This is a genomic window from Brevundimonas sp. EU05-FHT14B11 (genome assembly GCF_058790835.1).
On sequence record NZ_JBYTCY010000003.1, the window covers coordinates 328508 to 348080 of the forward strand.

12 protein-coding genes are annotated in these 19573 nt (G+C 68.1%); 7 read left to right on the forward strand and 5 right to left on the reverse strand.

Annotation, left to right across the window (positions count from 1 at the left end; translation table 11 throughout):
• Positions 1-29: 29 nt before the first annotated feature.
• Positions 30-821, forward strand: a complete 792-nt coding sequence (gene fliP / locus AC3WRV_RS14845) for a flagellar type III secretion system pore protein FliP (RefSeq protein WP_492314090.1) — start codon at positions 30-32, stop codon at positions 819-821.
• 121 nt (positions 822-942) lie between these two features.
• The gene (locus tag AC3WRV_RS14850) at positions 943-1221 is read left to right on the forward strand and encodes an HU family DNA-binding protein (protein ID WP_492313850.1); all 279 of its coding nucleotides are present in this window, start codon (positions 943-945) and stop codon (positions 1219-1221) included.
• 43 nt (positions 1222-1264) lie between these two features.
• On the opposite strand, the gene AC3WRV_RS14855 is transcribed toward AC3WRV_RS14850, so the two are convergent.
• Complete coding sequence (locus tag AC3WRV_RS14855) at positions 1265-4114, reverse strand: tetratricopeptide repeat protein (RefSeq protein WP_492313851.1); 2850 nt, start codon at positions 4112-4114, stop codon at positions 1265-1267.
• Between the two features lie 154 nt (positions 4115-4268).
• Here AC3WRV_RS14855 and AC3WRV_RS14860 point away from each other — a divergent pair, with 154 nt between their 5' ends.
• Positions 4269-4676, forward strand: a complete 408-nt coding sequence (locus AC3WRV_RS14860; protein ID WP_291832530.1) for a DUF983 domain-containing protein — start codon at positions 4269-4271, stop codon at positions 4674-4676.
• A 5-nt stretch (positions 4677-4681) separates the two neighbouring features.
• On the opposite strand, the gene AC3WRV_RS14865 is transcribed toward AC3WRV_RS14860, so the two are convergent.
• Genes AC3WRV_RS14865 through AC3WRV_RS14875 form a run of 3 tightly spaced genes read right to left on the reverse strand, consistent with a single transcriptional unit; the run spans position 4682 to position 8579 of the window.
• The gene (locus AC3WRV_RS14865) at positions 4682-6271 is read right to left on the reverse strand and encodes a sensor histidine kinase (RefSeq protein WP_492313852.1); all 1590 of its coding nucleotides are present in this window, start codon (positions 6269-6271) and stop codon (positions 4682-4684) included.
• A complete protein-coding gene (locus AC3WRV_RS14870; RefSeq protein ID WP_492313853.1) occupies positions 6268-6978 on the reverse strand; it encodes a response regulator in 711 nt (236 codons plus the stop codon). Before AC3WRV_RS14870 ends, AC3WRV_RS14865 begins: the two co-directional genes overlap by 4 nt.
• Positions 6979-6980: 2 nt before the next feature.
• The gene (locus tag AC3WRV_RS14875) at positions 6981-8579 is read right to left on the reverse strand and encodes a DUF4153 domain-containing protein (RefSeq protein WP_492313854.1); all 1599 of its coding nucleotides are present in this window, start codon (positions 8577-8579) and stop codon (positions 6981-6983) included.
• A 276-nt stretch (positions 8580-8855) separates the two neighbouring features.
• Between AC3WRV_RS14875 and AC3WRV_RS14880 the strand changes: the two genes are divergently transcribed.
• The gene (locus AC3WRV_RS14880; RefSeq protein WP_492313855.1) at positions 8856-9416 is read left to right on the forward strand and encodes a hypothetical protein; all 561 of its coding nucleotides are present in this window, start codon (positions 8856-8858) and stop codon (positions 9414-9416) included.
• Complete coding sequence (locus AC3WRV_RS14885) at positions 9407-13660, forward strand: RHS repeat domain-containing protein (protein WP_492313856.1); 4254 nt, start codon at positions 9407-9409, stop codon at positions 13658-13660. The genes AC3WRV_RS14880 and AC3WRV_RS14885 overlap by 10 nt, the downstream gene beginning before the upstream one ends.
• A 614-nt stretch (positions 13661-14274) precedes the next feature.
• Here the strand turns inward: AC3WRV_RS14885 and AC3WRV_RS14890 are convergent.
• Positions 14275-15645, reverse strand: coding sequence for a phophatidylserine decarboxylase associated domain-containing protein (locus tag AC3WRV_RS14890; RefSeq protein ID WP_492313857.1), 1371 nt, complete (start codon positions 15643-15645; stop codon positions 14275-14277).
• 143 nt (positions 15646-15788) lie between these two features.
• On the opposite strand from AC3WRV_RS14890, the gene AC3WRV_RS14895 reads away from it, so the two are divergent.
• Both AC3WRV_RS14895 and AC3WRV_RS14900 read left to right on the forward strand, forming a co-directional pair.
• On the forward strand, positions 15789-17042 hold the full coding sequence (locus AC3WRV_RS14895; RefSeq protein ID WP_492313858.1) for a TetR/AcrR family transcriptional regulator: 1254 nt from the start codon (positions 15789-15791) through the stop codon (positions 17040-17042).
• A 269-nt stretch (positions 17043-17311) separates the two neighbouring features.
• The gene (locus tag AC3WRV_RS14900) at positions 17312-19531 is read left to right on the forward strand and encodes a TonB-dependent receptor (RefSeq protein ID WP_492313859.1); all 2220 of its coding nucleotides are present in this window, start codon (positions 17312-17314) and stop codon (positions 19529-19531) included.
• Positions 19532-19573 lie beyond the last annotated feature (42 nt).

Consider the following 19573-nt stretch of genomic DNA (forward strand, 5'->3'; position numbering starts at 1 on the left):
GACGAGCCGGCCTGAAATCCATCTTCGTCATGCCGACGCGCGATGAGTGGAAGCGCGCGGCCCTGCTGTCCCTGCTGACCACCCTGCTCTGCCTGTGCTGGCCGCTCGCGGCCCTGGCCCAGGATGTCGCCGCCGGCGGCGCGGCGATCAATGTCGACCTGGGCACCGGCGCGGGCCTGACCGAGCGGGTCGTCCAGCTGGTCGGCCTGATGACCGTCCTGTCGCTGGCGCCGTCGATCGTGATCATGACCACCAGCTTCGTGCGAATCGTCGTGGTGCTGTCCCTGCTCCGCACCGCCCTGGGCATGCAGCAGTCGCCGCCCAACGCGGTGCTGGTCTCCCTGGCCCTGTTTCTGAGCGCCATCGTCATGGCTCCGACGTGGCAGGACGCCTATGATTCGGGCATCCGACCCCTGCTGGACCAGCAGATGGAGCTGCCTCAGGCCTTCGATGCGGCGTCGGAACCTGTGAAGACTTTCATGCTCGGACAGGTCGATCAGGACGACCTCGCCCTGTTCACCCGACTGTCCAACATCGAGGCCCCGGCGCAGGCCGTGGACCTGCCCCTTCGGGTGGTCACTCCGGCCTTCATGATCAGCGAGTTGAAGCGGGCGTTCGAAATCGGATTTCTCCTTTTCGTTCCGTTTCTTGTGATCGATTTGGTGGTCGCCAGCGTGCTCATGTCCATGGGCATGATGATGCTCCCCCCGGTGGTGATTTCACTGCCCTTCAAACTGATCTTTTTCGTGCTCGTGGACGGTTGGAGACTGGTCGCCGGAAGCCTGGTCGAGAGCTTCCAGCGGGCGTCCGGAACAGGGTAAATCCCCAGCCCGTGGGGCTTACAGCGGCGATCCCGCTTGCCATCCCGAGAAAAAGCGGCGTTGATCCGTCCGTCATCGCCCTTGAATTGGGGGGCGAGCTTCAATCGGGAAACGACCCACAATGACCACTCAAGCCGAACTCATCGCCGCCGTCGCCAAAGACGCGGGCGTCAGCCAAGCCGACGCCGGCCGCGTCCTGGAAGCGATCGTGAAGAACATTCACAAGTCGCTGACCTCGGGCGGCGACGTCCGCATCTCGAACCTCGGCGTGTTCGACACCGCTGCCCGCGCCGCGCGCGAAGGCCGCAACCCCGCCACCGGCGCGACCATCAAGATCGCCGCCTCGAAGGCCGTCCGCTTCCGCGTCTCGAAGCCGCTGAAGGACGCCGTCAACGGCTAAGCCATTCGGCGACGGAGCCTGACGGCTCCGCTGCCAGGGCTATTCAGGAACGGGCGGGAGTCGCAGGGCGATTCCCGCCCGTTTTCTGTCTGAGCTCGGCTTTCATCTCGTTGACCCAGCCGGCGAAGGTGTCGGCCGAGGCGCTGAGCGCGGCGAAGTCGCCCGCCGAGGCCATGCCGTCCGGACCGTCCAGCGCGATCGACAGGGCGACCTTGGACCGGGCTCCGGCCACGAACGGACGATAGTTGCGCGACAGCCGGCCCAGCGCGGCCGTGTCATGCGCCAGCGAATAGCCGACCCCCGCGCGGATCAGCCGGGCTTCCTCGTCCTGGGTCAGGGCCGCCGGGTTGCGGTAACGCTCGCCCATCGCCGCTTCGTACAGGGCCGCCGCGCCGCCCCAGTTCTCCTGTTTCCAGAAGATCTCGGCCTTCACGGCCTTGGCGTCGGACGAGGCGTCCGCGCCCAGCACTTCCAGCGCGTGGTCGTAGCGGCCCAGGTTCATCAGGGCCCGGGCCTCCAGCGCCCGGCGCTCGGCGTTCAGGGGCGTGGGCAGCAGGGTCGAGCGCGAGCTCCAGATCGCCTGCAACGCCTGCTCGGGCTGACGGTCCATCAGATAGACGGTGGCCAGATCGGTCGCGACCTGGGCCTTGGCGACGCCCTCCAGTCGGCTGTCGACCTGGTGCTTCAGCAGTTCGGCGGCCTGGTCCAGCAGGTCGACGTCGATCAGGCGGCGGGCCAGGCGGCGGACCATCTCGTCGCCGTCGGCGCCGATGGGGGTGAGTTCGCGGAAGTCGTAGAACAGGCCCAGCGCCTGCACCGGCTGCAGGCCGTCGGCGCCGCCTTCGAGGAACAGCATGCGGAAGGCGTTGTTCAGATCGATCGACAGGTCCGCCGCGCCCGGCAGGCGGCTCATGCGGCCGCCGGCGCCCTTCAGGGCCGTCAGCGCCTCGCGGTACAGCCCCTGCGACAGGTACAGCTTGCCCAGCTGACGGATGACGGCCAGCTCGGTGGCGTCGCCCCGCCAGCGCCAGCGCAGGGCTTCCAGCTCCTTGGCCGCCTCGTCAGGCTTCATTGTCCCGCGCTCGAGCGACAGGCGGATCAGGCCCAGCTTGGCGGGCACGGCGACCTTGTCCAGCGGCGCGCGGCCGACGGCGCGATAGACGGCCAGCGCCCGGTCGCCCATGCCGTCCTGCTCGAACAGCCGGGCCTGCACGTTGCGGGCGGCCAGTTGGTCGGCGGCGGGCGCGTTCTGGCTGAAGGCGTAGGACAGCAGGGCGCGGGCGGCTTCCGGGTCGCCGCTTTCCAGCGCGGCCTCGGCGTGGGCGGCGCCGAAGCGGGCGCGCCAGATCGGCGGGAAGTCGTCGACCGCCCCGGCGCCGGCGTTGAAGGCCTGGCGCGCGGCGGCCCAGTCGCCCTGTTTCGAGGCGATATAGCCGCGCCACACCGCCGAAGCCGGATCCCCGGCGACCGCGGCCGAGGCGAAGTCGCCCTGGGCTTCGTCCAGACGACCGATGGAGGCCCGCGCCGCGCCGCGCAGACCGCGCACCTCGGGCTCGCCGGCCATGTTCGGCGCCTGGGCCACGATGGCGTTCAGCACGCCGATGCCCTCATAGGACAGGCCCGAACCGACCAGGAAGCGGGCGAAGGCCATGCGCGCCTCGATGGGCGCGCGCGGGTTCTCTCCGGCAACGGCGGACTCCGCGCCCGCCGCGTCCTGAAGCTCGCGATAGCGGGCGGCGAAGGTGGCGTGGCCGGTGCTCTCCCAGCCCTCGACGATGAGGCCCGGATACTTGGCCTTGCGCGGCGCGCCCGGCTCGTCCTCGGCGGTCTCCAGCGCGGCCGAGGGCGCCGACAGGGTCAGGCCGCCCGGGCGGCTCAGGGTGACTAGGTCGCCGTCGGCCCGGATGGCCAGGTCGGACACCAGGGTCTCGACCGCCAGACCGTGCGCCGTCGGCAACAGGGACATGTCGAGGCTTTGCCGGCTATCGGCGAAGCCCTTGCCGGGCGCCAGGGCGGTGACGGCGGCGAAGCGGTCGCCGGCCATCGGATCGGTCAGCCAGATGGCCTTGGTCGCCCCGGCCATGCGGGCGACCAGAGCGGGCTCCCCCGTATCGTCGCGATCGACGGTGACGCCGCCGGCCGAGGCCGCCGGGCCGCCGATGCTGACGGTCCAGGTCGAGCCGTTCGAGGTCGCCGACACCCGCAGGGCGCGCGGCGCGGCGATACGGACGGCGACGTGGTCCGGACCGGCGGTCCAGTGGGCGCCGGTGGCCGGGCCCAGCGCCTTGGCCCCGCCCATGTCGAGGCGGGCGGGGGTGTCGAACACCACCCATACCGCGTCGCCCCGGCGGAAGACCGCGGCGCCGACCGGCTGTTCCCACTTGAAGTCGAGGCTGACCTTTTCCGGGCTGACATGCGAGACCACCGGCACGACCGCGGCCTGGGCGGCCGCGACCGGCGCTACGGGCGCCTCGGGGGCGGTGGCGTACAGGTTGACGAAGACCGCGCCGTCGGCTGAGCCGGTGCGCACATCGGCGCCCTCGGCCAGGGTCAGGACCAGCTCGGTGCCGCCGCGCACGGCGTGGGTCTCGACCTTCTCGACCCCGCGCGGCGGATCGACGCGCAGACGTGAAACATCAGGGGCGGCGGTGGCGCCGATGCGCACGATGACCGTCCGGCCCTCACGCCGGACTTGCGACCGGGCGCCGATGACGCCGGCGAACTCCACCCGGGTGAAGACCTCATTGGCGCCGATGCGAATGGTGACCGGATCCAGGGCCGCGCCGGCTTCCTGGGCGTAGAGCGGCGCTAGCGGGGCGAGCACCACCGCGCCGGCCGCGGCGGCGGCCACGGTCGACTTCAGGATGCGCTTGCTGGAACGGGCCCCGGACATGCGCGCGCACCCTCGCGCGACGCCCCTTTAAACGCGGTTAACGGATGGTGACTGGACCCCGGCGCGCCACCGGTTTCCACGCCGCGACAAACGGCCCCGGTTGCACCCGTCCCTCAACAGGCCGACATGCAGGCCATTGAGGAACCGGAACGCCATGAGCGACCCTGTCTATCCGCCGCTGAGCACCCTGAAGACCGGCCTGCGCTGCCGCTGCCCGCGCTGTGGCGAGGGTCCACTGCTGCGGGGCTTCCTCAAGATCCGCGACAACTGCCCGAAGTGTGGACTGGACTTCAGCTTCGCGGACCCGGCGGACGGCCCGGCATTCTTCGGCATGAGCCTGGTCGGCGTCATCGGCATGGCCCTGTTCATGTGGTTCGAGTTCACCGTCCACCCGCCGGTCTGGGTGCATTTCGCGGTCACCATGCCGCTGCTGGTCCTCGCCTGCCTGGCCGTGCTCCGCCCGCTCAAGGGCTGGCTGGTGTCGGAACAGTACATCCACAAGGCGGCCCCGCCGGAGTGGGAAAGCATCGGCAAGCACGGCGACGGGTCGAAGTGGCGCTGAGCGCCTTAGCGTTCCGCCACCGGTAGTCCGATCTCGAACACCGCCCCGCTCTCGGACGGCGCCAGGTCCAGCGTCGCCTGATTGGCGGCCAGCAGGGCGCGCGCGATCGACAGGCCGAGGCCGGCCCCTCCCTCGCTGCGCCGGGTGGTGAAGAAGGGCTCGAAGATGCGTCGTGCATCCGCCGGCGCCACGCCGGGGCCGTCGTCCGACACCGACAGAATGACCGAGTCGCCCGCCACCCGCGCCGCGATCCGAACCGCCTTCGCTCCTGCCTGGCGGCTGTTTTCCAGCATGGTCGAGACCACCACCTCCAGCGTCGCGGCGGGCGCCGCCACCGGCGGCAGGTCCCCGGGCAGGTCCAGGGTGATGTTCAATCCCGGCGAACAGGCGTCGACGGACTTCAGCAGGGGCGGCCTCAAGTCGACCGACAGCCCCGCCTCGGGCCGGGCCATGTCGGCGCGGGCCAGGTCCATCAGCCGCGTCACCAGCCCCGACAGCCGCCGCCCGTCTGCGGCGATGTTGTCCAGGAATTTGCGCCGCCGCGCGGGCTCCATGTCCTCGTGATCCTGCAACAGCTCGACCGCGCCCTGGATGCCGGCCAGGGGCGTCTTGAACTCGTGGCTGACGGCGGCGGCGAAGTCGCGCAGGTAGCGGGAGCGACGCTCCACCGCCTCGGCCATGATGCCGAAGTCCTCGTACAGGGTCCGGATCTCGACGGCGGCGGTGCTGGGCGGCGGCGGCACCGACCCGCCCCCGCTGGCGACCTCGCGCGTGACCCGGCTGAGCGCCTCGATCGGCCGGGCGATGCCCCGCGACACCAGCACCGCCAGGAAGGCGATGAAACCCAGCACCCCGACGATGCCCAGCGCGATCTTGATGCGGTCCTGGTAGATGCCCCGGAACAGGGCGCGCGGCGACCGGGAGACCAGGATCACCCCCTCGACCTGTCCGTCCACCACTACCGGCCGGGCGTGATGGATGCGCAGGGCCGAGGCGCGGCTGAGCCACTCCCACGAATAGCGTGGATGATAGGCGGCGTTCCGGCGCAGCATCGTCGCGGGTCGCCCGGACAAGGCCGCGCGGACCTCCGGGATGTCCTTCCAGCTGCCGCCTTCGCCGAAGCCGCGGACCACCACCCCGTTGCGGTCCAGGAAGATGATCGAGGCCAGCGTCGTGCGGCTGGTCTCCTGCATCACGACGTCCAGACGGCGGCCGACGATGACGGCCTCCGGAGTCGGCGGGCCGGAGGGTCGAGCGGGCGGACGGGCGGGCAGTATCGGGGTCGAACCCAGGTCGATGGTCGCCGCCTCGGGCTGGTACCAGCCGGGCGCCAGCCGCTGCGCCGCGGTCGGCGTGGTGAGGCGCGAGCCCGGCCACAACGCCTCCGCCGTAGCCGACAGGGCGGCGGTCTGCGCCACCAGCTCCGCCTCGGTCTGGCGCACCAGGGTGTTCTCGTAGACCCGCAGGAAGATGGCCGCGAAGCCGGGCAGAAGGGCCGCGAACAGCAGCACCGACAGCAGGATGGTCCGCAGCCTCAGGGCCGGCCAGTGCCGCCGCACGAACAGCCGGAAGCGCCCGGGCGGCTTGTCGCTCACGCCGCCGCGCCGACGCAGGGTCCGAGCTGGTAGCCGAGGCCGGGCCGGGTCTCGACCACGTCGCCGCCGCCCACCGCCGCGAACTTGCCGCGCAGGTTGCGGACATGGCTGTCGATGGTCCGGTCGGTCATCGCGAAGCCGGGGCCGTGCACCCGGTCGATGATGGCGTCGCGGGTGAAGACCATGCGGGGCTGGGCCGCCAGCACCCGCACGATGGCGAACTCGGTCACCGTCAGCGGCACCTCGGCTCCGCCCCAGGCGGCGCGCCAGCCTTCGGCGTCCAGCGTCAGCCGGCCGTAGCTCACCGCCCCCGACGGCAGGGGCGCCGGCGTACGGGCCGTGCGCCGCAGGATGGCGGCCACCCGCGCCACCACCTCGCGCGGGCTGAAAGGCTTGGTGACATAGTCGTCCGCGCCCAGCTCGATGCCCAGCACCCGGTCGAACTCGTCGTCGCGCGAGGACAGGAACAGCACCGGGACGTCGCCCTTCGCCCGCAGGCGGCGGCAGGTCTCGATCCCGTCCATGCGGGGCATGTTGATGTCCAGCACCACCAGATCGGAAGGATGGGCCTCAAGATCGCTCAGGGCCGCCTCCCCGTCCGCCGCCTCGCGCGTGGCGAGGCCGGCCTTGCGCAGGGCGAAGGTCAGAAGATCGCGGATGTGGGGGTCGTCATCGACCACCAGGACAGTGCGCTGCATGATCGCCATGTTCAGACTCCAGAGGCTGAGGTCAACCGGGCCGGGACGGCCACGGTCGGGGGAACGGTCGCCGAGGGTGCGAGCCGGGGCGGCGGCGGGGGCCTCAGGCGGCCGTCCCACATCCGTTCGCCGGGCCTCGGAACCAGCAGAGGCCGATGCGCGGTCAGGGCGTCGATCCGCTGCAGCCGCCGCGCATTGCGCCAGGTCCAGCCGCGCCATTCCGACTGATCCTCCTGCAGGCGCGCCATCAGGTCGCGGCGCACAGCGGCGGCGCGGTCGCGCAGTTCCGGATCGTCGGTCGCCTGTTCCAGCTCGACCAGCGACACCAGCGCCGGGGCGCCGAGATCGCGCAGGTAGCCGAGGTCCAGCTGGGCGCCGGTCCCGTCGATCTCGCGGGCGTGCCTGACATTCCAGGCCGCGGCGACGGCGCCCAGATCGACCGTGCTGACGACGGCCAGAACCACCAGCGCCAGCTTCACATTGGCGCCGATGAGCCAGTCGCCGTCCTTGTTCTTCAGCAACCGCCAGCAGATCAGCAGCAGGCCGAGTCCGACCATGACCATCCAGATCATGGCCACGATGCGGAAGCGGGTCAGGGCGTAGCCCTCGATATAGTCCGCCGTGCGCAGCAGGGACGAGGCGACCAGCACCATGTTCTGGGCCACCCACAGGACCACGAGTCCCCGCACCAGCGGACGCCGCGCCGTCTCCGATCCTGGCCGCAGGGCCACCAGCACGAACAGGCCGGCCAGCAGCGCCGTCGCGATCAGCGGATAGGCGCCGCGATGGGCGTAGTCCGCCAGGGTCATCTCGCCCGGCAACGGCGCGCCGCTCCACAGGAAGGCGACGTCCAGTCCGTTCTGGAGCGCGAACAGGGCGTTGAAGACCAGCAGGGACAGGGTCACCGAGGCCGTGTTCACGCCCGGGATCCGGCGCTCGCCCAGGGACGGCAGAGCGATCAGCTTGCGATACCAGCGCGGCCGCAGGGTCGTGCCGACCATCACCGCCACGATCCCGCAGCCGATCAGGCGCAGCACGGTCGATCCGGACGGCGCCGGGATCCGCGCCGTGTCCAGAACGTCGGCGATCAGGGGATTGGCGCGCGCGAACAGCAGCAGGAAGATCAGTCCCCCGGCCGCCGGCAGGGCCAGCACCTTCAGCACGGCCGCCAGCGACACCCGGGCGGGTCTGCGCCGTCGCAGCCGCGCCAGCCGGACCAGATCGAGGATCGGCCCGACCAGCGACACCACGCCATGAATGACCAGACGTTGGGCCCACCGCCAGACGGCTTCCCCCTCGCGCACCCGCGCCGACAGGGCCGCGACGGTCAGCATCAGGCCGAACAGCAGCCATGACAGCGCATCGGGCCGCTCGATCATCACCGCCGCCATGGCCCCCGCCGCGACCACCGCGAACTGCGCCCGGCGGTCGCGCGCCAGGCCCTTTCGGATCAGCAGCAATCCGCCGATCCACGCCGCCGCGAACCCGCCGACGACCGCGCCCCATGGAATGGACTGGAAGAACAGGGCGTCCGCCAGAACGGCCAGGCCGGCGGCGACCCCCGCCTTCAGCCAGAACGACGATCGCGTGAATGGATGAGTGCTGAGCATGGGCCTCCCCTCAAGTGAGGGGGCCCTTGTCGCGCGGTGCGGTTCAGACGTGCGGGGCGGCCCGGGGAGCTTCGGCGCAGACGGCGTGCAGAAGCGGTGCAGCGCCCCGTCGGTCACGTCTTCCATCAATCACAGGTTGAGCGCCGCCCGCCCGGCCGAAAGATCAGCCAGCCAATCAAGCAAGAATATATTCCTGCCTACGTCCATTTCTGACGCATCCGTACTGTAGGATTTATTTCCTGCCCGCGCTGGGCAGACCTATAAACGGAGGGACACTTGCGAACACCCATTCACGTCCTCGCCTGTGCGGCGAGCCTGCTCGCAGGCTCGGCGACGGCCCAGGACGCCCAGACATTCCTGTACGACGCCAACGGCCGCCTCACGGCGAACACGACGGCGCGAACGACCGGCGATTCCGTGCGGTCGTATTACATCCTGGACGCGGCCGACAACCGCTTGGGCCACGGGGCGGTCCCCGTCAGCCCCCCGCCGGCCGGCGATACCTTCACCTTCCCCTACACCCTGGTCCCGACCCAGAAGCTGACCTCGGCCAACGGCCAGTACACGATGACGTTCGAGCCGAGCGGCGACCTGGTCATCCGCAACACGTCCGGCGCTCAGGTCTGGAACAGCTGCACCGGCCAGGGACGCTCCTGGTTCGTGCGGGTCTCGTCCGACGGCCAGCTGGCCATCTTCGACACCACCGGCGCTCCGTTCTGGACCGCCGGCGCGTCCGGCAATCCGGGCGCCGTTCTCACCCTTCAAAATTCCGGCGTCGCGATCCTGAAGAGCGCGGGCGGAACCACCCTCTGGACATCGAGCACCCCATGCGCCTGAGCCATCTTCTCGCATCAACCGCGCTGGGGCTCGGCCTCATCGCCCCGCAATACGCCGCCGCGCAGACGCTCCCGCCCGCGCGCTATACGCTCGATCCCCGAGGCATCGATCTGGTGCGGAGGGAATGGACGCCCATCAGCGCCCAGGTGGCGATCGGCGGCGAGACCGGCCTGTCCTACAGCCGGGTCCAACTGGCCTATGACCAGCCGTGGTGGGACAACGCGATCGCCGCTGTCCGATACACCGACACCGGCGTCATCATCACCGCCGATGGCATTTCCGAAGCCTTCGACGGCCCGTTCGGCGGCCCCTGGACTCCTGTCGAGAACAACGGGTCCACGCTGGTCTACGACTCGGTCGCGAACGCGTACACCTATGTTCGCGCCGGCACGTCCTATCGAATTGAGCCCGTCGGCCCTGAAAACCTGTTGTCCGCCCCGATGCTGACGCGGCGCGAGCAGCCGAACGGATTGCGGACCGACTACACCTACACCATCGACAAATACTGCCTTCCGGAGAACCCCGGCGATCCTTGCGGCTGGTGGAATGAAACGCATACCGCCCGGCTCCAGTCCTATCAGACAAACACCGGCTATCAGATCCACTATGACTACGAGCAGAACACAGACCCGATGGCTCTCAGCTGGGGCAGGGTTGCAAAAGTCACCGGGCTGAATCTTGCGGTGGACTTCTGTGACAAGGCCGCCTTCACCTGCACGGGTCTGACTCGCACATGGCCCAGCGTAACATTCGGCTACGCGGAGGGGCCGGGCTACCAAGATCAGATCCTGGTGGATCAGGCCGGCGTCGAGACGCGCTATCGCTACAGCACCCTGCTCGACGGCGACCGGTTGGTGGAACTCTCGGTCGGAGCCAGCACCACCCCTCTCGTGTCGGTCCAGTACGACCATATCAACCATTGGGTCGAGGCGGTGACCGACTCGACCGGCCGGTGGGAATACGGTTTTCAGGATACGGGCGCGACCCGCACCGCCCATGTCTACGGTCCGCTAGGGCAGAAGACGGAGGTCGTCTCGGACCTCGACACCGGCCTCGTCACCTCCGCGACCGAAGTCACGTCGACGTCGCCGACGACGAGCCGCACCTGGGCATGGACGTACAACGCCGGGTCTCGTGTCGACGCCGCCACGGGGCCCGAGGGTGAAACCGCGGAATACGTCTATGACGGCCGCGGCAACGTCACCCAGGTGACCCTGTCGCCCAAGACCGGTGGAACGGAGGCGGACATCGTCACCAGCGCCGCCTACCCGGCGACCTGCGCCAACCCTGTCACCTGCAACCGGCCGACCTCGACCACCGATGCGACGGGCGCCGTCACCGACTACACCTGGGACAGCACCCACGGCGGACCGCTGACGGTCACCCTGCCCGCACCGGGCGTGGGCGCCGTCCGGCCGCAGACCCGCTACGCCTATGCGCCCCAGACCGCCCAGTTCAAGAACAGCGCGGGCGTGATCGTGGCGGCCTCGACCCCCGTCACCCTGCCGGTCGAGACCTCCGCCTGCGTGACCGGCGCCACCTGCGACGCCACCGCTGACGAGGTCCTGACCACGGTCGATTACGGCGTCGCCAGCGGCGTCGCCAACAACCTGCTTCCGGCCTCGATCAGCCAGGGCTCCGGCGCCGTCCCCGCCATGGCGGTGACGGCCCTGACCTATACGCCGGACGGCGACGTCGCCTCGGTCAACGGTCCGCTCAGCGGATCCGACGACACGACCACCTACCGCTATGACACGTCGCGGCGTGTGGTCGGCGTGATCGGTCCCGATCCGGATGGGGTCGGCGCAGGCCTGAATCGGGCCCAGCGCGTGACCTACAATGACCGCGGTCAGACGATCCTCAGCGAGGTGGGAACCACCGCCGGCCATACCGATCCGAACTGGGCGGCGTTCTCGCCACTTCAGAAGAGCAGCGCCGTCTACGACGACTTCGGCCGACCGGTCGAAACGCGTCAGATGTCCGCCGCCGACGCCGTCTCCGGCGTCCAGCAGACCAGCTATGACGCAGCCGGACGGGTCACCTGCGCGGCGGTGCGGATGAACCCCTCGACATTCGGCGCCCTGCCGTCCTCGGCCTGTACGGCCGCCACGACCGGCGCTTTCGGCCCGGACCGGATCACCCGGGTCACCTATGACGTCGCCGACCGGCCGCTGTCGGTGACCACGGCCTACGGCACCGGAGACGCCCAGCCCCAAAGCCAGACCTATACCGCCGGCGGACAGCTCGCGTCCTTCACCGACGCCAAGGGCAATGTCTCGCTGTTCGAGTACGACGGCTTCAACCGCCAGGTGAAGCTGCGCTATCCCAACGCGACGGGCGGCGGAACCTCGACCACGGACTATGAGCAGACCGTCTATGACGCCGTAGGCCGCCCCTACAGCGCGCGGAACCGGGCGGGCGAGCTGACCTATTTCGGTTACGACGCCCTGAACCGGCTGGTCACCCTGAACCTGCCGTCCGGCACCCCGGACGTCAGCACGGCCTATGACAATCTCGGGCGGGTGTTCAGCACCAGCGACGGAACGATCACGGTCAACACGACCTGGGACGCCCTGTCCCGCCCGGTCAGCGAGACCTCCAGCGGCGTCGGCGCCATGGCGTATCAGTATGACGCCGCGGGCCGTGTGACCCGCATCACCTGGCCGGACGCCTTCTACGCCGATTATGAGTACGACCTGTACGGCGGCCTCAAGACGGTGCGGGAGAACGGCGCCACGTCCGGGGCGGGCGTCCTGGCCAGCTACGGCTGGAACGACTTGGGCCAATCCACGTCGATCACCCGCGCCGGCGGAAGCGGGGCCTCGACCACCTACGGCTACGACGCCTGGGGCCGGCTCTCCAGCCTCGCCCAGAACGCCGACGGCTCCACCAACGACGTGACGTACGGCTTCAGCCACAATCCGGCCGGTCAGCTGGTCACCCGCATGGTGTCCAACGGCGCCTACACCCGGTCCGGCGGTGGCGCGGACTACACGGTTAACGGCCTGAACCAGGCGACGACCTCCGGCGGTTCGCCTGTGACCTATGACAGCAACGGCAACACCACCGGGATTTCAGGCGACACCTACGGCTACGACGCCGCCAATCGCCTGACCTCGGCCAGCGCGGGGGCGGGCGCCGCGGCCTTCACCTTCGATCCGATGAACCGTCTGGCGACCTCGACCGTCGGCGGCGCCACGACCCGGCGTCAGTACGTCGGCCAGCAACTGGCGGCCGAGTACAACGCCGGCACGGGCGCCCTGACGCGCCGCTACATCCCCGGCCTCGGCCTGGACGATGTGGCGGCGGCCTATGACGGGTCGGGAACGTCGAACCGCAGTTGGCAACTGGCCGACGAACGCGGCTCCGTCATCGCCCAGTCCGGCGCGACCGGCGCGGTGTCGGCCATCAACACCTATGACGAATACGGCGTCCCGGCCGCGGGCAACGTCGGCCGCTTCCAGTACACCGGCCAGCAATGGCTGCCGGAGGCGGGCGCCTATCACTACCGGGCGCGGACCTATCTGCCGCAGGTCGGGCGGTTCCTGCAGACGGACCCGATCGGGTATGCGGCGGGGGCGAACCTGTATGCCTATGTGGGCGGGGATCCGGTGAATAGGATCGATCCCATGGGCCTGGAATTCAAGGATCCCAAGTGGACTGACCGGGCAGAGTGTGAACGCGAGGGCTGGCAGGTCGTTCGGAGGTCAGACGGCCTTTGGTGTACGCCGAAAACAGTGACCGGCGGCCCTACCGTCGCCATCGGTGATCATGGGTCGTGGAACGATCCCAACTCCGCCGGTGGCGGTGGCGGCGTTGGAGGCGGCGTCAGCGGCCTGAGTCCGAGCGGCATGTCACGAGAGCGCTGCCTTAGCATGGTCCGTGGCGCTATGCGTCTGAGTGAGGCATCTTCGGTGATCGGGCGTATCGGGTTCGGAACAGCGGTTGTGGGTGGCGTCGCCTCAATGAGCACAGGACCTCTTGCAGTTTTCCTGGTTCCCCTTTCCGAGGGCGTCGGCGGTACATTGCTTGTGACTGGACTGGTGCTGAACGCCACCTCGGTAGGCTTCTATGGTGTAGCAACGGGCGACTGGGGTGCAGCTGCAGTTTACGGGCTACAAACAACTCTAACCTACGCAGGCCCGCTAGGAGGATTTGGCAGAGAGCTTGCCGGATGGGCCGGCGATGAGTTCGTCAATAAAGCAAATCTAATGGATGAAAGTGCTTGTGATGCAAGAGTCTGAAATGAAAGAGAGGCTTATATCAGGAACTGTGGGAGGATTTCTTGGAGGATCCCTACTGTATTATAACGCAACATCCTTTTCCAACGTCATTGTAAGTGTTATAGTTGCAGTTGTGGCTATAATGTTGTTTATGCGGTGGAGAATCGCTTTTCCGATACGAAATCGGATGCATGCGAGGTTGAAATCGCAAGGTATATACTCGTACCCAATGCCAACATGGGCCTACGTGATATATACAATCGCCTTGATAGCACTCTTGGCACTGCCCACCATCGTCTGGATGAACAAGCAAAACACAAACGATTACTTGTTAATTCTGGCGGCAGGGTGGGGAGTTTGGACAATCTTAGTTTTCACCATGTCCATTATGGCTCTCAAGGAAATCGGGATGATCTTCAAGTCTCCCCCCGAATCCTGAGGAAGCCGCCTCAAATTCGGAACTATCAAACCACCACGCACAAACTGGCGCCCCCGGCAGGACTTCAACCTGCGACCTCTGCCTTAGGAAGCGCTGCTCTATGGGCCATGGCCGGGTAAACTGTCGGAGCGCGAAGCGCCACGGAAGTGGGGCGGCGGGATTTCTTCCCGCCGCCCCGTTCTCGCAAGGGCCTGGCCTAAACCACCGCCGTCGCGATGACGCTGCCCAGCGGGGTCGGGTTGGGGTCGTTCTGGTGCTGCACGGCGTTGACCGCCCAATCCTCCAGCACCACCCGATCCTTCTGGAACACCATCATGTGGGTGGAGCCGCCGAACTCGAAATGGCCGATCTCCACGCCGCGGGAGACGATGACCGCCGGATCGCCGGGCCCGACAAGGAACTGCGGATCGATGACACAGGTCGAGACCTCGACCATGCCGATGCAGATCAGGGCGACATAGCCGCAGGCCGGGTGCTCGAAGATGAAGATCGCGCGCGCCGCGACGTGGCCGAGATAGGGCTGCGACTCCGTCCCCTCCCAGGTGCCGACATCCTCGCCCTGGCCCGGCCGCTGGGCGAAATAGGTGCCCGGCTGCACCCATGAGCGGACCAGCCGGCCGTCCAGGGGACAGTTCCAGCGGTGATAGTGGGTCGCCGACAGGAAGCCCTGGTACAGCTGGCCGCCCTCGAACAACGAGGCGATGGCGGTCTGTCCGGCGAACAGGTCGGTCAGGGAGTAGTTGACGTCCTTGATCCAGAACTCGGTCTCGAGCGCGACGCCGTTGCTGTACTCCCAGGGCGTGGTCTCGCAGCCGATGTTGATCTGGGTGGTCGGGTCGCCCTGGAAGGGCCGGGCGCCGGGAACGAACAGCCGGATGAAGAAGGAATTCCACGAGTCGAAGCCGTAGCCGGGCTGGGTCGCGTCGAACTGCATCTGGTTCCACACGCCCGCCGACCACGCGGCCTGCGAAATCCACGAGCCGGCCTTTTCCGGATCGTTGATATCCAGCTTGTCGAGCGAGGCCGGGCTCTTCAGGAAGGCGTTCCAGGCGTCCAGCACCGTGCGGAACTGCTCGTTGAAGGTCGTGTCGTGGAACAGGGCCAACCCCGCCTCGGTGGCCATGCCGATGGCCATCATCCCGTTCATGGGCGTGCCGACCTGGGCCGTCGTGTTGAACGAGGGCGAGGTGGTGATGATCTCGTTCAGCATGTCGAAGAAGGTGTCGAAGTCCGGGATCCATACGACGTCTCCGTCCTGGTCCTGGATCTGCTCCCGGGTCGCGGGGTCCAGCGTCAGGACGAAGGCGTTGGCCTGCTCGATCATCGAGTTGACCCACATCCGGTAGACGCTGTTCGAACTGACCCAGTCCTTGAGGTCCTGGACGGCGGAGACCATCGGCGTGAGCGTGCCCGCCGCCTTCTTCGCCGCGATATGGTCGCGCAGCGGCACGAGGAATTTCGCCGTCGCCCAGACCCGGTTGGGGACCCAGAACCCCATCTGGATCGGTCCCGCATTGTCGAGCGTCAGCAGGTTCGAACCCGAACCCTCAATCGGTCGCGTAGTCATGGATAGTCCCCCCAGATCGCGCCGGATGGCGCCCTGAAGGGGAATACAACTTAATATAGTGAAAGTGCGCAACCCAATTTCAGGTTGATATCGCCCGAGTTCACCACTCTCGACATCTCGCGACCTCACCGGCATTGAACGCCATGCCCTTCCTCCAAGCGACCAGTCGCGCGGCCGATGCCCAGCAGATCGTGGATGCGGCCATCGCCCATGCCGGAAAGGACGGCCTGCACAGCCTGACGATGCGCGACCTGGCCCAGGCGGTCGGCAAGAGCACGACCGTCATCGTCAATCTGTTCGGGACCAAGGCCGGGTTGATCCAGGCGGTCGGCGAGGAGGCCCTGCGCCGCGACGCGGCCTTCCACGCCGAATTCTTCCGCGCGGCGGATGGATTGAGCCCGGGCCGCGACAGCCTGCTGGCGCTGATCCAGCACTATCTTCACCGGCGCGCCGCGGACGACGCCGGCTTCGTGCGCATATGGGAGGCCCTGACGCTGGATGCGGACGCCGGCGCCGAGCGACGCGACCTGATGCGGCGCTGGCATGCCCTCAGGGTAGACGCGTGGCGCGGCTACCTCGCAACCGAAGATCGAACAGCTGATTTTTCCGAGCCTTTGGTCGCGACCCTGACCATCGAGCAGTTCTATGCCGGAGCGCTCGCGGGTCGCCCCGACTACCAGGTCATCGCGGCGGAGGGCCTGGGCGGTCTCGCCGACCGGATTCTGGGCCTTCCCGAAGGTCCGCCGACAGCCACCCTGTGGTATCGCCATCGCCTGATCCTGCCCAAGGCGCCGACGGACGGCATGGATCCGGACTCCATGCCCCTGAAGCTGCTGGACATCGCCGCGGACCAGATCCTCGCCGGCGGCCTCACGGCGATCACCAACCGGTCGGTCAGCGCGGTGGCCGGGACCTCGACCTCCACCCTCGCCTACCACTGGCCGGACATGCGCAGGTTCGTCCTCGACGCGGTCTGGCACGCGGTCTTCCGGGACATGCCGCGCTATCTCGCCGGCCAGAAGCCGGACGACGATCCCGCCCGCGTCGACCTGGATCGCTGGGCCTCCCGGATGATCCCGCTCGCCTCCATCCAGCCGGACGCCGAGGGGTTCTATGTTCGCTACGCGCGCCTGATCGCCAGCATCTGCGTGGAGGCCCGTCGCGACGCCTCCCTGCGAGATCTCGCCATGCTGCTGCGCGGCCCGGAGGGCGGCGGCACCTACTATAACCAGGCGGGAATCTGGCCCGCCGAGTTCGACCTCACCCGGCTGGCCGCCACCCGCTTCGCGCTCTGGTACAAGGGCGCGGCCCTCATCGCCCTGACGACCGGAACCCCGGTCAGCGCGACGGACCTCCAGACCGCGGCGGGCCAACTGGTCGCGCGCAAGACGCGGTAAAACAGGCGTTTTCTCCAGGGCGTCACAAAGCCCTAGAACATCTGACAAAAACACTTCAGGCGGGCGTCACAAAAGCATAGCTCGCCCATCCTACTGCCGGATCGTTGTCGAACGTTTGTTTTTCTTCGTCGCGACGGTGGCTCCAGCTCCTCCCCATTGCGGGAGCCGCCTCGATCCTCGACCGGACCAGCAGACGTTCGACGACATCCCAAAACACTCGGCTCGCGAGGGTGGGGGTACTCCGCGCGTCGCCCGATGGATGGTCAAAAATGCAACGTCTCCTCTTCGGCGCGTCCAGCGCCATTCTGGCCCTGGCGGCGCTGCCCGCCATGGCCCAGACCGCTTCCGAGCCGCAAGCGACGCACGGCGCCTCTGCGCTCGATGATGTCGTGGTCACCGCCCAGCGCCGCGCACAGAACAGCCAGGACGTAGGCATCGCCCTGAGCGTCATCGGCGGCGAGGAGCTCGACGAGAAGGGCGTCAACGTCGTCAACGACATCGAGAATGTCGTGCCCAACCTTGAGGTCGACAGCCAGTTCGGCAGCGGCCAGCCCAGCTTCCGCATCCGCGGCATCGGCACCCGCGAATACTCCAGCAACAACTCCTCGACGGTCGGCGTCTATGTCGACGAGGTCGCCCACCCCTATACGATCACCACCCAGGGCGCGATGTTCGACATCGCCCGCATGGAGGTCCTGCGCGGGCCGCAGGGGACTCTGTACGGCCGCAACACCACCGGCGGCGCGGTGAACATCATCACCAACGCCCCGACGGCCGACCTCCGCTCCGGCTTCACCGCGGAATACGGCTCCTACGACCGCTACAAGGTCGAGGGCTTCGTCTCGGGCCGGATCGCGCCGGGCCTGCTGGGCCGCCTGGCCGCCGTCACCGAACAGGGCGGCGCCTGGCAGTACCACCGCGACACCGGCCAGCGCCTCGGTGATCGCGACAAGACCGCCGTCCGCGGCCGCCTGACCTGGGACGCCGCCGAAAACGTCACCGTCGACCTGGCCGCGACCTGGGCCATGGACAAGTCGGACGGCCTCGGCTTCCGCCTGCGCGGACCCTACGCGGTCAACGACGGCAGCATCACCTATCCGACCGACACCGCCTGGCGGATCACGGGCTGGCAGCTGTCGCCGGAAATGGCCGCCGTCTCGGGCCGCGCGCTCGGCTCCAAGCCGGGCCGCGACAACGACGGTCTGGACCTGGCCGCGCGCGTCCAGGCTGATCTGGGCTGGGCGACCCTGAACTCGGTCACCGCCTACCAGACCTTCAACCGTTCGGAATACAACGACTGGGACGGCACCCGCTTCAACGAGTCCGACGTCTATTTCTACAACGACCTGGAAGTGCTGTCGCAGGAGCTGCGCCTGTCGAACGAGATCGGCCGCCTGAACTGGATGGTCGGCGCCCACTATGCCGATGAAAGCCTGGACGGCGGCTTCTACACCCAGTTCCGCGGCGCCAACCGCGAGCTGATCAACACGCCCTACGAGCAGTCGGTGCAGGCGATGGGTATCTTCACCCACAACAGCTTCGCCCTGACCGACCGCCTGACCCTGATCGCCGGCCTGCGCTGGGAACAGGAGGACCGCAGCCTGACCACCTCGGGCACCCGTCGCCTGAACGTGCCGGTCGGCCCGAAGGTGACTTACGAAACCGACCTGTCGGAAGTGACCGGCCGCTTCGGTCTGGAGTACGACCTGGCCGACAACGCCATGCTCTACGCCAGCGTGGCGCGGGGCGTGAAGTCCGGCGGCTTCACAACCTACAACGGCACCTCGGCGACCCCGTTCAAGCCCGAGATCGTCATCGCCTACGAGACCGGGTTCAAGTCGGACCTGTTCGACAACACCCTGCGCCTGAACGGCTCGGTCTTCTTCTACGACTATGAAAACCAGCAGGTTCAGGGCCTGGAGTACGACCGCGAGGCGGGTCGCCTCGGCAAGATCACCAACGTGCCCAAGTCGGAAATCTACGGCGGCGAGATCGAGCTGACCTGGATGCCGCTCGAAGGCCTGACGATCAGCCAGAACTTCGGCTACAAGGAAGGCGAGTACACCGAGTATTTCGCCATCGACGGCGCGGCGACGGACGCGGCCAACCCGACGAACGGGCCGTGGACCGTCATCATCTCGAACGACCGTTCGGGCGAACCGCTGCAGTTCCCGAAATACAACTACGGCGGTTCGGTCGCCTATGACTGGTCACTGGCCGGCTTCGACTGGCGGGCCGAGACCAACTACATGCAGCGCGACGCCATCTACAACGCGGCGTCCAGCTCGGTCCTGCCCGGCTACTGGCTGTGGAACGCCAACTTCAGCATGGGACCCTCGGACGCCAACTGGCGCGTGACCCTGTGGGGCCGCAACCTCTTCAACACCTACTACGAAGAGACCCGTAACGGCTTCAACGGCTCGGCCCGTCCGACCGCCTCGCCGAACCAGGGCCGCACGGTCGGCCTGCGCCTGTCGATGGACTTCTAAGCGAAGTCGCCCCTCCGGCGGGTCGGTCCTCCGACCCGCCGG

Excerpts from the sequence above, each read along its gene's own strand:
- fliP (WP_492314090.1), top strand. The coding sequence starts at position 30 with ATGCCGACGCGCGATGAGTGGAAGCGCGCGGCCCTGCTGTCCCTGCTG.
- AC3WRV_RS14850 (WP_492313850.1), top strand. The coding sequence starts at position 943 with ATGACCACTCAAGCCGAACTCATCGCCGCCGTCGCCAAAGACGCGGGC.
- AC3WRV_RS14855 (WP_492313851.1), bottom strand. The coding sequence starts at position 4,114 with ATGTCCGGGGCCCGTTCCAGCAAGCGCATCCTGAAGTCGACCGTGGCC.
- AC3WRV_RS14860 (WP_291832530.1), top strand. The coding sequence starts at position 4,269 with ATGAGCGACCCTGTCTATCCGCCGCTGAGCACCCTGAAGACCGGCCTG.
- AC3WRV_RS14870 (WP_492313853.1), bottom strand. The coding sequence starts at position 6,978 with ATGGCGATCATGCAGCGCACTGTCCTGGTGGTCGATGACGACCCCCAC.
- AC3WRV_RS14875 (WP_492313854.1), bottom strand. The coding sequence starts at position 8,579 with ATGCTCAGCACTCATCCATTCACGCGATCGTCGTTCTGGCTGAAGGCG.
- AC3WRV_RS14885 (WP_492313856.1), top strand. The coding sequence starts at position 9,407 with ATGCGCCTGAGCCATCTTCTCGCATCAACCGCGCTGGGGCTCGGCCTC.
- AC3WRV_RS14890 (WP_492313857.1), bottom strand. The coding sequence starts at position 15,645 with ATGACTACGCGACCGATTGAGGGTTCGGGTTCGAACCTGCTGACGCTC.
- AC3WRV_RS14895 (WP_492313858.1), top strand. The coding sequence starts at position 15,789 with ATGCCCTTCCTCCAAGCGACCAGTCGCGCGGCCGATGCCCAGCAGATC.
- AC3WRV_RS14900 (WP_492313859.1), top strand. The coding sequence starts at position 17,312 with ATGCAACGTCTCCTCTTCGGCGCGTCCAGCGCCATTCTGGCCCTGGCG.